Origin of the sequence: Streptomyces sp. CB01881 (genome assembly GCF_002953255.1) — a bacterium.
GTDB lineage: Bacteria > Actinomycetota > Actinomycetes > Streptomycetales > Streptomycetaceae > Kitasatospora.
This window is the reverse complement of record NZ_CP026498.1, coordinates 1,318,238-1,334,893: the sequence shown is the minus strand read 5'-3', so window position 1 is coordinate 1,334,893 and position 16,656 is coordinate 1,318,238. Positions and strand designations below refer to the sequence as shown.

Below are 16,656 nucleotides of genomic sequence, written 5' to 3'. Positions count from 1 at the left end.
GGGAGCCGCGCCGGGTCACTGAACGCTCGCCGGTGCCTCCGGCGTTGCCTGTCGGATTGAGCTGGTCACTCGGTCACCTGGTCACCTCGTCACCTCGTCACCTCGTCACCTCGTCAGCTGAGCGCCGGGCCGGCCCGGGTGGCGCGGCAGCGAGAGGCCATCCGGTCCGCGCGCACGGTGAAGGCGGTCTGGCCGATGGCGACTTCGGTCAGCCGCGGTTGTGGTGACAGCGGTGCAGGTCGTCGACCGGGTGGGCGAACGGCAGCAGCGGATCAACGATCCGGTTGGTCGGTTCCAGCGGTGACCGTGACGCTCGTTCACTTCACCCGCCACGAGTGGTGGCCTCGGATACTCGATGCCGGGCGGCTCGAACCGCCCAGCCGGCAGCCACGTCGATCGACGACCGGCCGTGGCGGCGGCTGACCGATGTCGCCGCTCAATCGGGCACCGGTGGTGTGAACATGGCCTTCGTGGCCGGGGAGTGACGGCCGGTCGCTATCATGACGCCGGTCGACGAGGGGGTATGCGGTGGCAGCCGTGGGCGACGGGGTGGCGGGCGAAGGGGCGTACGAGGGGCTGGTCATCGCCGGGCGATACCGGCTGGTCCGGCGTCTGGGGGCCGGCGGGTTCGGGCAGGTCTGGCAGGCGACCGACACCGCCCTGCACGTCGACGTCGCTGTGAAGCAGGTCTGGCTGGCCCCTTCGATGAGTCCGGCCCAGGCCGAGGAGAGGCTGGTCCGGGCGCAGCGGGAGGCCCGCAGCGCCGCCCGGCTGCGGGACCACCCGCACGTCGTCGCGGTGCACGACGTGCTCGTGGCGGACGGCGTGCCGTGGACGGTGATGCAGCTGATCACCGGGGGCTCGCTCGCGGACCGGCTGGCGGCGGGCGGACCGCTGGCGCCGGAGACGGTGGCCCGGATCGGTGCCGCGGTGTTGTCGGCGCTGGGCGCGGCGCACGCGGCGGGCATCGTCCACCGGGACGTGAAGCCGGCCAACATCATGCTGGCCGACGACGGCCAGGTGCTGCTCACCGACTTCGGCATCGCCCTGCGGCACGAGGACACCGCGCTCACCGCGACCGGCGCCGTCATCGGGTCGATCGAGTACATGGCGCCCGAGCGGATCCAGGGCCAGGACGACGGGCCGGCCGGGGACCTCTTCTCGCTCGGCGTCTCGCTGTACCAGGCGGTCGAGGGCCTGTCCCCGTTCCAGCGCGCCACCCCGACCGCCTCGCTGCTGGCCGTCGTCTCGGACGAGGCGCCGCCTCCGCGGCGCGCGGGGGCGCTCGCGCCCGTGATCGAGGGCCTGATGGCGAAGGACCCGCTGCGCAGGCTCCCTTTCCACGAGGCCGCCGCGCTGCTGGGCCGGGCGGCCGTCGCGCCCGTTCCCGGGCCGGCGGTCCCGGCGGTCCCGGCGGTCGGCGCACCCGGACCCGCTGCTCCCGCTCCCGGACCCGCTGCTTTCGTACCCGCCGCCCCCGCACCCGCCGCCTTCGTGACCGGGCCGGTGGCCCCGGCCCCACAGCCGGTGGCCCCCGCCCCCGTACCAGCGGCGGACGGCGCCGGGGCTCCGGGCGTCATCGACGCGTACGCCGGGCCCACCGTTCCCGCGCAGTCCGTCACCGGGCCGACCCTGCCGGTACCGCCTGTCACCGGGCCGACCCTGCCCGCCGCAGTGCCCGCACCGCACGTCACCGTGCCCGAGGTGTCCGTCGCGGACCCGGCGGACCCGGCGGACCCGGCGGACCCGGCGGACCCGGCGGACCCGGCGGGGCGGCCGCGGCGGCGGACGTGGCCGGTGATCACCGCGTCGCTCCTCGCGGGGGCCGCCGCACTGGGGGTGGCCTTCGCCGTGCCCTACTTCTCCGAGACCAACACGATCCGGGCGAAGCTGCTCCACAAGAGCGACATGCCGTCCGGGTACTACGAGAACTCCGGCGCGGGGGACATGGGCTACGGACGTCCCGTCGGGGGTACCTGGCCCTGCGAGGCGCGCAACCGGGAAACCCGCTGGAAGCACACGCAGGACGACACCGCGGAGTTCTTCTACAAGTCGGCCGCCGGTGCGTCGGAGCGGTACTCGTTCAACGAGCAGCTCAAGGAGGCCGACGCCGCCGAGATCGCCCGGACGATGCAGGCCGTCCGGGACCAGTTGAGCGGGTGCCCGTCGTTCACCGCGAAGATCAAGTTCAGCGGCGATCCCCAGAGCTGTGAGGTGACCGTCAAGCCCCTGCCGGCTCCGGCGATCGGCGGCGACGTGGTGGCCCGTCGTGAGACCTACACCTGTACTGAGAACGGCATCACCTACGCACCCGCCGTCGTGGACAAGGTCACCACCGCCAAGGGCGGGTACCTCGTCGAGTTCTTCGCGACGGAGTCGCGGCCCTTCCCACCCGCAGGGCAGGCCGAGGCCCTGATGACCAAGGCCCTCGGCAAGCTCCCCTGACACCGGTACGGAGCGGAACGCCGGACGCCCCGGCCGCTCGGTGCGGTCGGGGCGTCCGGGTGGCGGCGGAACGGCAGGTCAGCCGTTGCTCCGGCTGAACGCCTCCAGCCAGCTGATCTTCGGGCCGAAGAGGCCGACCGAGGCCGCGCCCGTGGCGAGGCCGGAGGCCGAAGAGGGCTGCGGGGCCTCGCTGTGCGCCACCGCCGTGGTGGGCACGGCGACCGCGGCCGCAGCCGTCAGGACCGCGGTGACGGCGAACTTGCAGAGCGTTCCACGAACAGGCATCTCATGCCTTCCAGGTGTTCACAGCTCTTCGGCCGGCCCCTGCGGCCGGACGGCCGACCCGGGCGGGCAAAGAGGCGTTCGGTGGGGGACGCCCTGCAAACGTTGGCATGCGAACGTGTGGATTTGGCCGTTTGCCACCGGAGAGGTGCGAACGGGTGACGGAGACAATCAGGTCGGGTGAACCGTCCGGGCGGCCGCCTCAGCAGCGGCCCGACGCGGAGCGGGCCGCCGGCCCCGGTGTCGCTCCGTCCGCCGGTTCGCCAGCCGCCTCACCGGCCGGACCCGGCGTCGGCTCACCGGTAGGACCGGGCGTCACCTCACCGGCCGGCGCGGGGGCTGGCGTCGTCACCTCGCCGGCCGGCCGCATGGCCGCCAGCCGCCGTTCGCAGGTCCGGCGCTGGACGACGGAGAGCCCGGCGGTCGCCGCCCCGAGCCCGAGCCAGCCGACGGGGCCGGCCGTCATCACCACGCCGGTCAGCAGCAGCGGTCCGGCGGACTTCTGGATGGACTGGGCCATGCCGGCCACGCCCAGGTAGGACGCCCGGGCCCGGTCGGGCGCGAGCGAGACGGCCAGCTCCCAGGAGGTCACCGACCGCACCAGCTCGGCGGCAGTCACCAGGACCGCCGTGACCAGCAGGGCGATCGAAGCGCTCCAGGCCCCGCCCCCGGTGCCGAACGCCAGGACCCCGCAGGTCGCGAGCATCGCCACCCCGTACAGGGTCACTGCGGCCGCCGCCCGGTGCGGCCCCTCGGCCCGCGCCGACACCCGCAGTTGGAGCAGGACGACCAGCGCGGTGTTGACGACCAGGAAGGCCGGGACGAAGGCGTGCGGCGCCGAGGTGTGGTTCACCAGCCAGAGCGGCAGGCCGACGTTGAGCAGCGAGTCGTCCAGGCACATCGGGATGTCGAGCAGGACGAAGCGCAGGTAGCCGCCGTCCCGCCAGGGGCTGGGTGCCGGCCCCTCCACAGCGGTGTCGGCGGCGGTGTCCGGTGCGGCGCAGGCCTGCGCCGCCACCCGCCAGCCGCCGTTCGGCTCCCGGGTGCGCCACACCAGGGCCGCGGTCACCGTGTACGAGAGCGCGTTGGCCAGGACCAGCGCCCGGTAGGCGTTCTCCGTCCCCACGGCCAGACCGATCGCCGCGACCCCGGCGCCCAGCGCGACGCCCGCGTTGGCGGCGCTGCGGGTGAGCGCCTGGTAGGTCGAGCGCCGCTCGCCCGTCGCCCGCGTGGCGAAGAGCATCTCCAGCATCTTGGCGGCGCGTTCGGCCAGGCAGACGAGGGCGATGACGGGCAGCAGGGCGGCGAAGCCGTCGCAGAGCAGCAGCAGCACCATCGCACCCAGCCGCAGCAGGTGACTCCAGATCAGCAGTCCCCGAACCGTGAACCGTCCGGCGAGCTGCCCCGCCAGCGGCGACCCGGCGATGCCCGCCACGGCGGCGACGCCCAGCAGGATGCCGACCTGTTGGGCGTCCAACCGTGTCACGAAGGTGAAGTACAGCACCGAGGCCGCCGCCCAGACCCCCGATCCGGCCCGGTCCAGGAACTGGGCGAGCAGCATGATCCGCCCGTCCCGCCCGCCCGGTGGTCGGCGCAGCTGCGCCAGCAGCCCACCCTCGTTCTCTCCCATGGCCCGACACTCCCGTTTCCCCGTTGCGGTGCTCGGGGAGCAGCCTGCCGGAGATAAATCTCGACGTCAAGATACTTGATGTCGACAGACCTCTCGCCGTCGTTGCGACCGCCGTCGTTGCGACCGCCGCCGCCGCGGCTGCCCGGCCTACCGACCTACCGACCTACCGACCTCCGGAGCCGCCGAGCGTCGTGCGGAGCAGCTTGCGGTCGGGCTTGCCCGCGTCGGTGAGCGGCAGGCGGTCCAGGACGTGGACGGTGGCCGGCGCGTACATCGCGCCCAGCCGGTCGGTGACCCAGGCGCGGACCAGCGGCCGGTCCGGGTGCGGGCCGACGGCCGACGGGACCACGGCGACGTGCAACTCCTCGCTTCCATCAGCCCGTTGGACACCGAAGGCGGAGCACTGGGCGACGGCGGGGTGGGTGAGCAGCGCCTGTTCCACCTCCGCCGGGTAGACGTGCCCGCCCACCATGATGACCATCTCCTTCAGCCGGTCGACCAGGTGGAGGTAGCCTGCGGCGTCGAGGTGGCCGACGTCCCCGGTGCGGACCCAACCCTCGTGCAGCACCTCCGCGGTGAGGTCCGGACGGCGCCAGTAGCCGCTCATCACCATGGGGGTGCGGACGTGGATCTCCCCGTTCTCGCCGGCGGGCAGGACGGCCCCGGCCGGGTCCCGGACCTCGATCTCGACCCCGGGGTCCGGCCGGCCCGCGGTGATCCGCCCGCCCGGGCCGGTCACCGTGTGCCCGTCCGGCCCGACCTCGGCGATGTTCCCGGCCTCGGTCTGCCCGTACCAGCCGTGCAGCACCGGCCCGAACGCCTCCGCGGCCTGCCGCAACCGTTCGGCGGAGGCGACCGTGCCCCCGTAGAAGAGCCGCCGCAGCGCGGAGAGGTCGGTGCCGGCTGCGGTCGGGTGGTCCAGCAGCTCGTACAGCATCGGTGGCAGCAGCCACAGGTCGGTGATGCGCTCCCGCTCCAGCGCGCCGAGGACGTCGCCCGGGTCGAAGCCGGGCCGCAGCACCACGGTGCCTCCGGCGAGCAGCGCCGCGTCGGCGAGGATGCCGGCCATGTGCGCGAGAGAGGTGCAGGCCAGGGCGCGGGGCGGCGCGTCGGCCCGGAGCCGTCCGGCGAGCCGGTCGAGGAGCTGCCGGTAGGGGCCGTGCGCCAGGGGGATGCCCTTCGGGGTCCCGGTGGTTCCCCCGGTGAAGCGCAGGCACCAGTCGTCCTCGGGCCGCACGCGGTCCGCGGAGGCGTCGGCGGCGGGGTCGGCGTCCGGGTCCGCGGAGGGGCCGGCGTCCGGGTTCGCGGAGGGGCCGGCGTCCGGGGCGGCGCCGGGGTCCACGGCCGTACCCGGCAGTGGGGTGCCGAGCGTGAGCACGGCCGGGACCGGCACCCGGGCGAGCAGCGCCCCGGCCGCGGCCTGACAGGCCGGGTCGACCAGCAGCACGGTGGCGTCCACGCTCGCCACGATCTCCGCCTGCACCGTCGCGGACATGCCCGCACCCAGGAAGAGCACCCGGGCGCCGAGCAGGTTCGCGGCATAGCGTGCGACGACGGCCTCCGGCCGGTCGCCGGTGAGGAACGCCACGCTGTCTCCGCGCCGGACGCCGTGAGCGGCCAGGCCGGTGGCGGTGGCGCGGACCTCGTCGTGGAGCGCACCGGCCGTGACGGTGCGGCCGTCGGCGCCGACCAGCGCGGGCCGCTCGGGGTGCCGGAGCAGGGCCGCGAGGATGCCGTCGACATAACTTTCGAACGGTGGAGTGGAGTTGGCGGGCATGGTGGCGTCTCCTTCGACGGTCCTGGCGGATGGCCCTGTCCGGAGGCTAGGCGAACTCCGCTCATCGGCGCCAAGACCGAATTCGGTATGAGATCATGCCTGCCCGGTTATCAGAACCGGCCCGGCCGAGGGGGGATGACGGGGTGGACCTGCTCGCTCTGCGCTGCTTCCAGGTCGTCGCCCGGCACGGGCACATCAGCCGCGCCGCCGAGGAGTTGCGCGTCGCCCAGCCGTCGGTGAGCCGGACGATCGCCCGGCTGGAGGCGGAGCTCGGCGTCCCGCTCTTCGACCGCCGCGGCCGACGGATACACCTCAACGACCACGGCGCGGCCTTCCTCCGCCGCGTCGACCGCGCCCTGCGTGAACTGGACGACGGCAAGCGTGAGTTGGCCGAGCTCGCGCAGGGGGGAGGTCGGGTGACGCTGGCCACCGAGACCCTGCTGACCGTCACCGACCTGCTGGCCCGTTTCCGGGCCGCTCACCCCGGGGTCGAGATAAGGGTGCGGCAGTCCTCCGTCGACGTGATGGTGCGCCGGCTCCGCACCCGGGAGGTGGATCTCTGCGTCGCCTCCCAGCCGCTCGTGGGGCCTGGGCTGGTGTCCGAACCGCTGCTGCTGGAGGAGGTGCTGCTCGCGGTGCCCGAAGGCCACCGGCTGGCGGGCCGGGACGAGGTCCCGGTCTCCGAACTGGACGGTGAACCGTTCGTCACCCCGAGCCGCGGCCACTGGCAGCGGGTCCTCGCCGAGCGGCTCTTCGCACAGGCCGGCGTGGAGCCGGTGATCGTCTGCGAGGGGGACGAGCCCGGCGCCGTCGTCAACCTGGTCGCCGCGGGCATGGGCGTCGCCCTGCTGCCCGCGATGGCGCGTGCCTCGGAAGTCCGGGCGCCCCTCTGCTGGGTGCGGCTCGCCGAGCCGGGCTGCCACCGCGAACTGCGCCTCGTCCGCGACGGCGCCGCCCACCACCCGGCCGCCGCCCGCCTCTTCGGCGCCTTCGCAGTCCACCACTTCGGCCGGACGGCCACGGGGTCCTGACCTCCGCCGGGTCCTGAGCGCCGCCGGGGCCTGACCTCCGCCGGGTGTTGAGGTCCGCCGAAGCCCGACCTCCGCCGGATCGGACGGCCGCCGGAGCCTGAGTGCGGTCAGGCGTCCGTGCTCACCGTCTCACCGTCTCACCGTCTCACCGTCCCGCCCTCTCGCCGGCCCTGCGGCGCAGGGGGAGTCCGAGGTGAGGTCCGTCTCTTCCCCGGCAGCGTCCCACGCGGTCATCCTGCCGAAGGGCGGGGGGACAGAACGAGACGCGGTCCGAGCGGTGGTCGACCGAGCCGCGCTCGCCCGGCCGGCGGCCCCGGAACTCCTCAGCCGGATTCTCGCCCGCAGCCACCCCGTGCAGACCGCCCAGGGGCTCGAACGCCACCCGCATCGGACCGTCGCCGGCTGCCAGGACGACACGCTCCACCACCAGCGAACCGACCCGCCGCCGAGTCCGGCGGCGGCACCGATCGCGTATCCCACCGATCACGCCACCCATGGCGGGACACGGCCGGGCCCGCCCGTCCCGCCCCCTCCCGCTCGGCCGGCCGCCTCGCCCCCCGCCGCCTTGTCGGACCCCGCGGTTAGGGTGGAAATGCCGCTGCCACCGCAGCGCCGCCACGCCCCGTCCCTCCGGAAGGCCCGCCCATGTACGCCCTGCACGCGCTCTGGCGAGCCGACGGCCGCCTCGCGCTCTGGGCGGAGGACGCGCAGGCGTACCGGACCGGGCGGGCGGCGGCCCGCCGGGCGGAGGGCGGAGGGCATCCGTACGCCTGTACCGCGGGGGAGGTCGCGCGGCTGCTCGGGGCGATCGGGCCGGGCCTCGACTGGCTGGCCGGCCAGGGCGCCGAGCGCTGGACCGGGCTTCTCCTGCCGACCCTCGGCGACCGTCCGACCCCCTCGCCGGACCTGCCGGTCGGCCGTGCGCCGCGCGGGGTCGCGCTGAGCCCGTGGCGGGTGCCGGCCCTGCTGTTCGACGCCGCGGAGGCGGCCCAGCTGCTGGGTGCGCTGTACGACCCGCACTGGCCGGGTGCGACCGTCGAACTCCCCGGCGCCGGGTCGGTCGAGCTGGCCTACGGCGCCTCGCTGCGCTGGCTCTCCGCCGTGCACGACCTCGCCTGGCGGCTGGTCGGGCGGGGGCTGCTGCTGCCGGCCCTGAGCGAGGAGGCGCCGGGGGAGTGGTACGCGCGTTGGCGGCCCGCCCCGGACGCCCCGGCCCGCCGTGAGCTGGCCGCGCTGGCGGCCGGGTGCCCGCCCGTCTGCCGCGCCGAGCACCGGCCGTCCGCACCCGGTTCCTCCGCTGCCAGTTCCTCCGCTGCCGGTTCCCCCGGCCCGGCCGGGCCCACCGGCACCGACCTGGTCACCGGCCTGCTGGAGACCCTGGTCGACCGCGAGGCCCGGGCCGCCCTCGCGGACCTCGAACCGCCCGCCGAGCCCTGGTTGGCCGCCCTCCACGCCGCCGACGGCCTGCTCGGCCAGGCCCCGCCCGCGGACCTCTCCGAACGCCTCACCGCCTGGCGGGGCGCCCGGCCCGCGGACAGTCCGCTCCGGCTCAATCTCCGGCTCACCGAACCACTCGCGCCCGACCTGGACGCCTCCGGCCTGGACGCCTGCCAGGACACCCCTGACGGGAAGGCCGCCGACGTCTGGCGCCTCGACCTGCTGGTGCAGGCCGTCGACCGCCCCTCCGTGGTCGTCCCCGCCGCCGACCTCTGGTCCGAGGACGCGGGGTACGCCGTCCTGGCCCGGACCGTCCCCGACCCGGCGGCGGCCTACCTCGCCGAGCTGGAGCGCGCCGCCCGTGTTCACCCGCCGCTGGGTACCGCCCTGTTGGGCGCCCGCCCCACCGGCGTCGACCTCGACCGCGACGGCGCCCTGCGGTTCCTGCGCGAGGCCGCGCCCGCCCTCGCCCGGGCCGGCTTCGGCGTGCTGCTCCCGGCCTGGTGGCAGCGGCGCCCCCGGCTCGGGCTCGCCCTCAGTGCGGCCCCGGCCGCCGCGCCGGGCACGGTCGAGCGCACCGCGCACATCGACCGGGACGACGTGCTGGACTTCCAGTGGCAGCTCTCCCTCGGGGAACTCACCCTGACCGAGGAGGAGTTGGCCGAACTGGCGGCGGCCCAGCGTGGGCTGGTCCGGCTGCGCGGCCGCTGGATCGAGGTGGACCAGGCCCAACTCGCCGTCGCCGTGCGGTTCCTGGCCGAGCACGGTACCGGCACGATGGCACCGGCCGAGCTGCTCCGGCTGGCCGTCGACGACCGTGCGGCCGTGGACGGGCTGCCCGTCACCGCCGTCCACGCGGCCGGTCCGCTCGGGGACCTACTGGCAGGCCGGCCCGGCCCCGCCTCCCGCGTCCCCGAGCTGCCCGCCGGCTTCACCGGGACGCTCCGCCCCTACCAGCGGCGGGGATTGGCCTGGCTGGACGCCCTCGGCCGGCTCGGCCTGGGTGCCGTGCTGGCCGACGACATGGGCCTGGGCAAGACCGTCCAGACCCTCGCCCTGCTCGCCCTGGAGCAGGAGCGCGGCGCGACCGGTCCGGCCCTGCTGGTCTGTCCGATGTCGCTGGTCGGCAACTGGCAGCGGGAGGCCGCCCGGTTCGCCCCCGGCCTGCGCGTGCACGTCCACCACGGCGCGGACCGCACCGCGCCCGACGCGTCCGCCGATCTCGTGATCACCACGTACGGGCTGGTCCAGCGCGACGTCGCCGAGCTGCGCCGGGTCCGCTGGCGGCGGATCGTCGCCGACGAGGCGCAGCACATCAAGAACCCGGCGGCCCGGCAGTCCCGGGCGGTCCGCTCACTGCGGTCCGGCCCCCGGATCGCGCTCACCGGCACGCCGGTGGAGAACCGCCTCGCCGAGCTGCACGCCGTCCTCGACTTCGCCAATCCGGGGCTGTTCGGCAGTGCGGAGTCCTTCAAGGAGCGGTTCTCGATCCCGGTCGAGCAGTCCGGCAACGCCGAGGTGGCGGCCGGGCTGCGGCGGCTGGCCGGGCCCTTCCTGCTCCGCCGCAGCAAGGGCGACCCGCTGATCTCCCAGGACCTGCCCGCCAAGCAGGAGTTCACCGTGCGCTGCAACCTCACCGCCGAACAGGCGGGCCTGTACCGGGCGGTGGTCGCCGACCTGTTGCAACGCCTGGCGGGCATCCGCGGGGTGGAGCGCAAGGGCGCGGTGCTGGCGGCGATCGGCCGGCTCAAGCAGGTCTGCAACCACCCGGCCCAACTCCTCCATGACGGTACCGAGTTGGCCGGCCGTTCGGGCAAGGTCGAGCGGCTGGTGGAGTTGCTGGAGGAGGCGCTGGCCGAGGGGGACCGGGCACTGGTCTTCACCCAGTACGCGGAGTTCGGCACCATGCTCCAGCCCTACCTGGGCCGAAGACTGCGGGAGGAGGTCGCCTACCTGCACGGTGGTGTGCCGAAGGGGCGCCGGGACGAGCTGGTGGAGCGGTTCCAACGGCCGGACGGGCCGAAGGTCTTCCTGCTGTCGCTCCGCGCGGGCGGCACCGGCCTCAACCTGTCCGCCGCGAACCAGGTGATCCACCTCGACCGCTGGTGGAACCCGGCCGTGGAGGACCAGGCCACCGACCGGGCGCACCGGATCGGGCAGCGCCGCGACGTTCAGGTGCGCCGGCTGGTCTGTGCCGGCACCGTCGAGGAGCGGATCGACGGTCTGCTCGCGGCGAAGCGCAGCCTGGCCGACGCCGTGATCGGCGGCGGCGAGCAGTGGCTGGCCGAGCTCTCGGCCGATCGGCTGCGCGAGCTGCTCACCCTGTCGGCCGACGCGATCGGAGAGTGACCCCGTGATGTCAGAGCCCCCCGCGACGCCTGGGCCCCCCGTGGTGCCCGGACGCGCCGCCGGGTCCGGGCGCGCCCCCCGGCCCGTACCCGGTGACCGCCCGTTGGCCGAGTGCCTCGACACCTTCTGGCAGGGGCGCGTACCGCCCCCTGCCGACGAGGCCGGACCGGCCCCGGCCCTCGACGGCCTGGGCCCGTCCGGCCTCACCGTCCGAGGGCGGTCCCTGGAGACCGCCCTCGGACCGGCCTACCGCCGCTTCACCGGCACCGGCTGAGGCATCGGCCGAAGCACAGGCCGAGGCACCATCCGCGTAGCCGTGCGCCCGTCCGCCCGGCCGGCCGAGGCGTGCGCCCGCTCAGCCCGCCGACAGCGGGTAGTGGTCGGACAGGTCGGTGTAGGTGTAGCTCTTGCCCCAACTGCTCACCGTCCACGGCGAGCTGTGGAAGCGCACCACCGTGTTGGTGTAGCTCGCCGGCTGCGCGTGGTCGGCACGGTAGAGGACGTAGTCGAGGTCCTCCTTGGGCTCGCCCGGGTACCGGTAGGCGGCGATCGAGTTGTCGACGGTGTCGAAGGAGTCGGCCCAGCCGTTGCGCGTGGTGGCCGGCGCGACGTTGGCGTTGGCGAGCAGCGAGGGGTACTCGCTGCCGTGCGAGTCGATGTTGAGGTCGCCGGCCAGCAGGACCGGTTCGGCGGCCGGGATGTTCTTGCCGTCGATGAACGCCTTCATCGCCTTGAGCTGCGCCGCCCGGACGGCGGCGGGCTGGCCCGCGGAGCACCCGGTGTCGGTGGACTGCAGGTGGGTGCCGACCACGTGGGTGCGCACGCCGTTGACGTCCAGCACCGCGTAGACGAAGCCCTTGTTCGACCAGTAGTCGCTGCCGCAGGCGTCCTTGAAGACGTACTGCTCCTTGCGCAGGATCGGCCACTTGCTGAGCAGCGTCACCCCGCCGTCCTCCGGGGAGGCGGAGGTGAAGCTGCCGCCGGTGGCGTCCCAGCCGTCGGTCGACCGGCCGACGACCGGGGTGTGGTACGGGTACGCGGCGGAGGCCTGCGAGGTGAGCAGGTCGGAGGCGGCGTTGTCGAAGGCCTCCTGGAGCACGACCACGTCGTGGCCCCGGAAGACGTCGGACGCGGCGATGGCCTTGGCCCGGTAGTCCTGGCCCCAGTTGGGGTACAGGTTCTTGCTCATCAGGAACACGTTGTACGTCAGCACGTTCAGTGCCGGAACCGTGGCGACCGGCGCGGCCGCCGCAGCGGTGACTCCGCCGGTAGCCGGAGCGGTGACCGCGGCGGTGGTCGCGGAGGCGGTCGGAGCGGCGGCCACCGGGGCGATCAGGGCGGCGGCGACGGTGCAGGCGGCGGCCAGCCGGGTGCCGGGGCGAGGCGTGGTGAAAGTTGGCATGAGCGCAGTCAACGCGGTCCCGGTCACGCCCGGCAAGACTGCGGACGAGAACCGTGTGAACTCGACGGTAACTTAAAGCTGTCTGGTCAACTCGCTCTCCGGGCGGTGGACTTGCTTGGACAACTCGGACGGCCACCACATGTGCCGGTCCAGGTCCATGGTGAGTGCGGTGACCAGCACCGACCGCACCACCAGGGCGTCCAGCAGGACGCCCAGCGCCACCGCGAAGCCGATCTCGGCGAAGCCCACCACCGGCAGTGTGCCGAGCACCGCGAAGGTGCTCGCGAGGATCAGCCCGGCCGAGGTGATCACCCCGCCGGTCGCCGCCAGCCCGGCCACCGCCCCGTGCCGGGTGCCGTGGTGCGCGGACTCCTCCCGCACCCGGGTCATCAGGAAGATGTTGTAGTCGATCCCGAGCGCGACCAGGAACACGAACACGAACAGCGGGAACGAGTTGTCCTGGCCCTCGAAGTGGAAGACGTGCTCGAAGAAGAACGCGCTGATCCCGAGCGCCGCCGCGTACGACAGCACCACCGTGGCGATCAGCACCAGCGGCGCGGTGACCGCCCGCAGCAGCATCGCCAGGATCACCAGCACCACGCCGAGCACCAGCGGGATGATCGTCCGGTTGTCGTGCGTCGCGGCCCGTCCGGCGTCCAGGATCACCGCCGTGGAGCCGCCCACCTTGGCATCGGCGTCCGGGACGGCGTGGACGGCCGCGCGCACCCGGTCCACGGTGTCCTTGGCGGCCTGGCTGTCCGGCGGGTCGGCGAGGGTGGCCTTGAACAGCGCCTCGCCCTGCTGCACCACCGGTTCGGACGTCCCGGCCACGCCGGGCGTCGCCGCCGCGGCCGCGCGGACGGCCCCGGCCCCGCCCGCCGTGCTGATCACCGTCAGCGGCGCGCCCGTCCCGCCGGGGAAGTGCTGTTCCAGCACCTCCTGGCCGACCACCGAGTCCGGCTTGCCGGTGAAGGTGCCGGCCGTGCTCAGACCGGTGGCGTTGAGCGAGACCAGCCCGACGCAGCAGGCGGCCAGGGCTAGTGCGGTGCCGATCCACACCTTGCGCGGACGGCGGCCGATCCACGTCCCGACGTGCGCCCAGCGGCCCGTCCTGGTCGGCTCCGGCGTCCCGAACGCGGGCTTGACCGGCCAGAACACCCAGCGGCCGACGATCACCAGCAGGGCGGGCAGCAGTGTCAGCATCGCGATCAACGCCACCAGCACGCCGATCGCGCAGACCGGGCCGAGGCCGCTGGTGGAGTTCATCTCGGCGATCAGCAGGCAGAGCATCGAGGCGATCACGGTGGCCGACGAGGCCAGGATTGCGGGGCCGGCCCGGTGCAGGGCGAAGGCCATCGCCTCGTGCCGGTCCTCGTGCCGTCTCAGCTCCTCCCGGTAGCGGGCGGTCAGGAGCAGCGCGTAGTCGGTGCCGGCGCCGAGCACCAGCACGATCAGGATGCCGGCGCTCTGCGCGTTGACGGTCAGTCCGGCGTGCTGGGCCAGCAGGTAGATGACCGCCTGGGCGACGATCAGGGCCCCGGCGGCCGAGACCAGCGGCAGCGCCCAGAGGACGGGGCTGCGGTAGGTGAGCAGCAGCAGGATGATCACCACGCTGATGGTGGCGGCCAGCAGGGTGCCGTCGATGCCCGCGAAGGCCTCGGCCTGGTCGGCGCCGATCCCGGCCGGGCCGGTGACGTGCGTGGCCATGCCCTGGTTGTCGGCTGCCGCGGTGGCGCGCAGGCTGTCCACGGCCGGGCGCAGGTCCTGCCAGCCGCCGGTGCCGATGTCGATCGGCACGGTGGTCTGCATCGCCTTGCCGTCCGTGGAGACCACCGGGCCGACCACCGGCCCCAGCACGTGCGGCGCGCCCGCGAAGGCGGTGGCGTCCCGGGCGGCCTCGGCCCGGTCGGCGAGGGTGATCCCGCTGTCGCGTTGGTACACCACCACGGCCTGCGCGGTGTCCACCGGCTGGAAGGCGCGCTGCGCGTCCAGCACCTGGGTGGACTCGGCGTTGCCGGGCAGCCAGCTGGACGCCTGGTTGTCCTCGGCGTTGGTCAGCTTGCCGGCGAGCGGTCCCGCCACCACCAGCAGCACCAGCCAGAGCGCGAGCACCACCCACTTGCTGCGGCGACCGCAGGGGAGTGTGGCCAGTCTCCGGGTCGGGCTCATTAGCAAACCCCCAGGGGGCTGAGACATCACTCGTTCCAGCCTGCCACCGCCCCGCCGACCCGGCAGCCCGAGCGCATCCATCCCGAGTGCAGCCCGAGTGCAGCCCGAGCGCTGTCCGAACCCTGTCCCGCCGGCTGGACAGGGCGTTGACGGCGGTCCGCCCGCGGCGTAGCTTCCTCCTCGCATTAGGAAAGTTTCCTAACTAAACCTCCGGAGGAGACCCATGCGCCCCACCGCACCCTCCCGCCCCACCGCACCCTCCCGCCCCACCGCACCCTCCCGCCGCTCCGTCCTGGCCGTCGCGGCGGCCGCCGCGGCACTCGCCCTCGGGCTGGGCATCACCCCCTCGTCCGCCGCCGACGGCGGACTGAGCCCGGATCAGCGCCGCCGCGCCGACCAGCTGGTCAGCGTCTTCGAGAACGGCACCACCGAGATCCAGTACGGGTACGCGGAGAACATCCACGACGGCCGGGGCGTGACGGCCGCCGGGCGGGCTTCACCACCAACGACGGCGACGCGCTGAAGGTGGTCCGCGCCTACACCGGGCTGGTCCCGGACAATCCCCTGGCCCGCTTCGTGCCGGAGCTGGAGCGGCCGGCCTCCGCGGGCAGCGGGGACACCGGCGGACTCCCCGAGGCCGAGTACGTCGAGGCCTGGAAGGCCGCCGCGCAGGACCCGGCCTTCCGGCGGGTCCAGGACGAGCAGGTCGACAGCCGCTACTTCGACCCCGCGATGCGCCAGGCCGACGCGGCCGGCGTCACCAGCGCCCTGGCCCGGGCCGAGCTGTTCGACGCGTCCATCCAGCACGGCAACGGCTCCGAGTACGACGCCCTGCCCGCGCTGGTCGCCCGGACCAACGCCCGGGTCGGGTCCGCCTCCCAGGCCGGCGAACAGGCCTGGCTGGACGCCTTCTTCGACGTCCGCGCCGACGACCTGACCAACCCGGCCGACTCCGACACGGCCGAGGAGTGGCGCAAGTCCGTCGACCGGGTCGAGGCCCTGCGGCGGATCGCCCGCACGGGCAACTACGGCCTCGACGGCCCGTTCACCGTCACGGCCTTCGGCTCCGGCTACACCGTCTCCTGAACCGCCGGGGCCGGGCCGCCCGTCAGGCCGGCACCGCGGCCCGCTCGCGCAGCTCCTTGAGCAGCGCGATGTCGATCGCGTGCCCGGTCCCGTCGCCGCCGTGCCTGCGGTCCGGGGTCTCCACCACGAGCGGGACCCCGGCCGTCTCCGGGTGCTCGAACAGCTCGCGGAACGGCTCCGCGCCGATCCGCCCCGCGCCGATGTTGGCGTGCCGGTCCTTGCGGGCACCGACCTCGTCCTCCGAGTCGTTGGCGTGGATCAGTCGCAGTCGGCCCGGCCCGGCGGCTGCCACCAGGGCGTCCAGCGCCTCCCGGACGCCGCCCGGCGCCGCCAGGTCGTGGCCGGCCGCGAAGGCGTGGCAGGTGTCCAGGCAGACCCCGACCTTCGGGTGGCCGTCCAGCGCGTCCACGTACGCGGCCAGGTCCTCCATCCGCGAACAGAGCGAGCTGCCCTGACCGGCCGTCGGCTCCAGCAGCAGCCAGGGCGCGTCCTCGCCCAGGGCGTCCAGCTCGTCCAGCAGCGGGCGGAGGTCCGCGCGGACCTGCGCCATCGCCTCGGCCCGCCGGGAGCCGCCGCCCGGGGCCGTGCCGACCGCCGAACCGGTGTGCAGCACCACGCCCAGTGCGCCGATCGCGTGGCCGCGCAGCAGCGAGTGGCGCAGCGAGACGGCCGAGCGCTCGCGGGTCGCCGCGGTGTCCGAGCCGAAGTTGATCAGGTACGGCGCGTGCACGTACGCCGGGATGCCCCGCTCGGCGCAGGCGGTGCGGAACTCCTCGTCCTGCGCCGGGTTGCCCGGGGGAGTGGCCCAGCCACGCGGGTTGGCCACGAACACCTGGACGGCCTCGGCGCCCACGGTCCGCGCGTACGCCAGCCCCGTCCCGGCCAGCCCGCGGGCGGCCACCGGCACGTGGGCCCCGACCGGGTTGCGGACGGCGGTGACCGGTGCGACGGCGGCGGGGGGCGGCAGGACGGCGGCGGTGTTCATGGCCCCGAGCATGCCACGCGGCCCGGAGCCCCCGGCGCGCAGCCGCCCACGCCCGGCGTGCGT

The 16,656-nt window shown here is 74.6% G+C and carries 10 protein-coding genes and 1 pseudogene; 5 read left to right on the top strand and 6 right to left on the bottom strand.

Annotated elements, in window-relative coordinates:
- The first annotated feature begins 528 nt into the window (after positions 1–528).
- Positions 529–2,445, top strand: a complete 1,917-nt coding sequence (locus tag C2142_RS39365) for a serine/threonine-protein kinase (protein WP_148641401.1) — start codon at positions 529–531, stop codon at positions 2,443–2,445.
- Positions 2,446–2,523: 78 nt separating this feature from the next.
- Here C2142_RS39365 and C2142_RS05835 read toward each other — a convergent pair whose 3' ends face one another.
- The 3 genes from C2142_RS05835 to C2142_RS05825 form a co-directional block, all read right to left on the bottom strand.
- A complete protein-coding gene (locus C2142_RS05835) occupies positions 2,524–2,730 on the bottom strand; it encodes a hypothetical protein (protein ID WP_148641400.1) in 207 nt (68 codons plus the stop codon).
- 199 nt (positions 2,731–2,929) lie between these two features.
- A complete protein-coding gene (locus C2142_RS05830) occupies positions 2,930–4,357 on the bottom strand; it encodes an MFS transporter (RefSeq protein ID WP_148641399.1) in 1,428 nt (475 codons plus the stop codon).
- 163 nt (positions 4,358–4,520) lie between these two features.
- A complete protein-coding gene (locus C2142_RS05825) occupies positions 4,521–6,134 on the bottom strand; it encodes an AMP-binding protein (RefSeq protein ID WP_148641398.1) in 1,614 nt (537 codons plus the stop codon).
- Between the two features lie 143 nt (positions 6,135–6,277).
- Here C2142_RS05825 and C2142_RS05820 point away from each other — a divergent pair, with 143 nt between their 5' ends.
- The 3 genes from C2142_RS05820 to C2142_RS05810 all read left to right on the top strand — a co-directional run bounded on the left by C2142_RS05820 (position 6,278) and on the right by C2142_RS05810 (position 11,225).
- Positions 6,278–7,165, top strand: a complete 888-nt coding sequence (locus C2142_RS05820) for a LysR family transcriptional regulator (RefSeq protein ID WP_148641397.1) — start codon at positions 6,278–6,280, stop codon at positions 7,163–7,165.
- A gap of 645 nt (positions 7,166–7,810) precedes the next feature.
- Entirely contained in the window at positions 7,811–10,951 is a 3,141-nt protein-coding gene (locus C2142_RS05815; protein ID WP_148641396.1) for a DEAD/DEAH box helicase, read from the top strand.
- 103 nt (positions 10,952–11,054) lie between these two features.
- Positions 11,055–11,225: a hypothetical protein gene (locus C2142_RS05810; protein ID WP_153882757.1), complete on the top strand. Its 171-nt coding sequence runs from the start codon at positions 11,055–11,057 to the stop codon at positions 11,223–11,225.
- Between the two features lie 81 nt (positions 11,226–11,306).
- On the opposite strand, the gene sph is transcribed toward C2142_RS05810, so the two are convergent.
- Complete coding sequence (gene sph / locus C2142_RS05805; protein ID WP_148641395.1) at positions 11,307–12,353, bottom strand: sphingomyelin phosphodiesterase; 1,047 nt, start codon at positions 12,351–12,353, stop codon at positions 11,307–11,309.
- A 72-nt stretch (positions 12,354–12,425) separates the two neighbouring features.
- Positions 12,426–14,522, bottom strand: coding sequence for an MMPL family transporter (locus C2142_RS05800; RefSeq protein WP_148641394.1), 2,097 nt, complete (start codon positions 14,520–14,522; stop codon positions 12,426–12,428).
- Between the two features lie 223 nt (positions 14,523–14,745).
- On the opposite strand from C2142_RS05800, the pseudogene C2142_RS05790 reads away from it, so the two are divergent.
- Positions 14,746–15,608 (top strand): annotated as a pseudogene (locus tag C2142_RS05790) (chitosanase).
- 22 nt (positions 15,609–15,630) lie between these two features.
- Here the strand turns inward: C2142_RS05790 and C2142_RS05785 are convergent.
- The gene (locus C2142_RS05785; protein ID WP_148641391.1) at positions 15,631–16,593 is read right to left on the bottom strand and encodes a deoxyribonuclease IV; all 963 of its coding nucleotides are present in this window, start codon (positions 16,591–16,593) and stop codon (positions 15,631–15,633) included.
- Positions 16,594–16,656 lie beyond the last annotated feature (63 nt).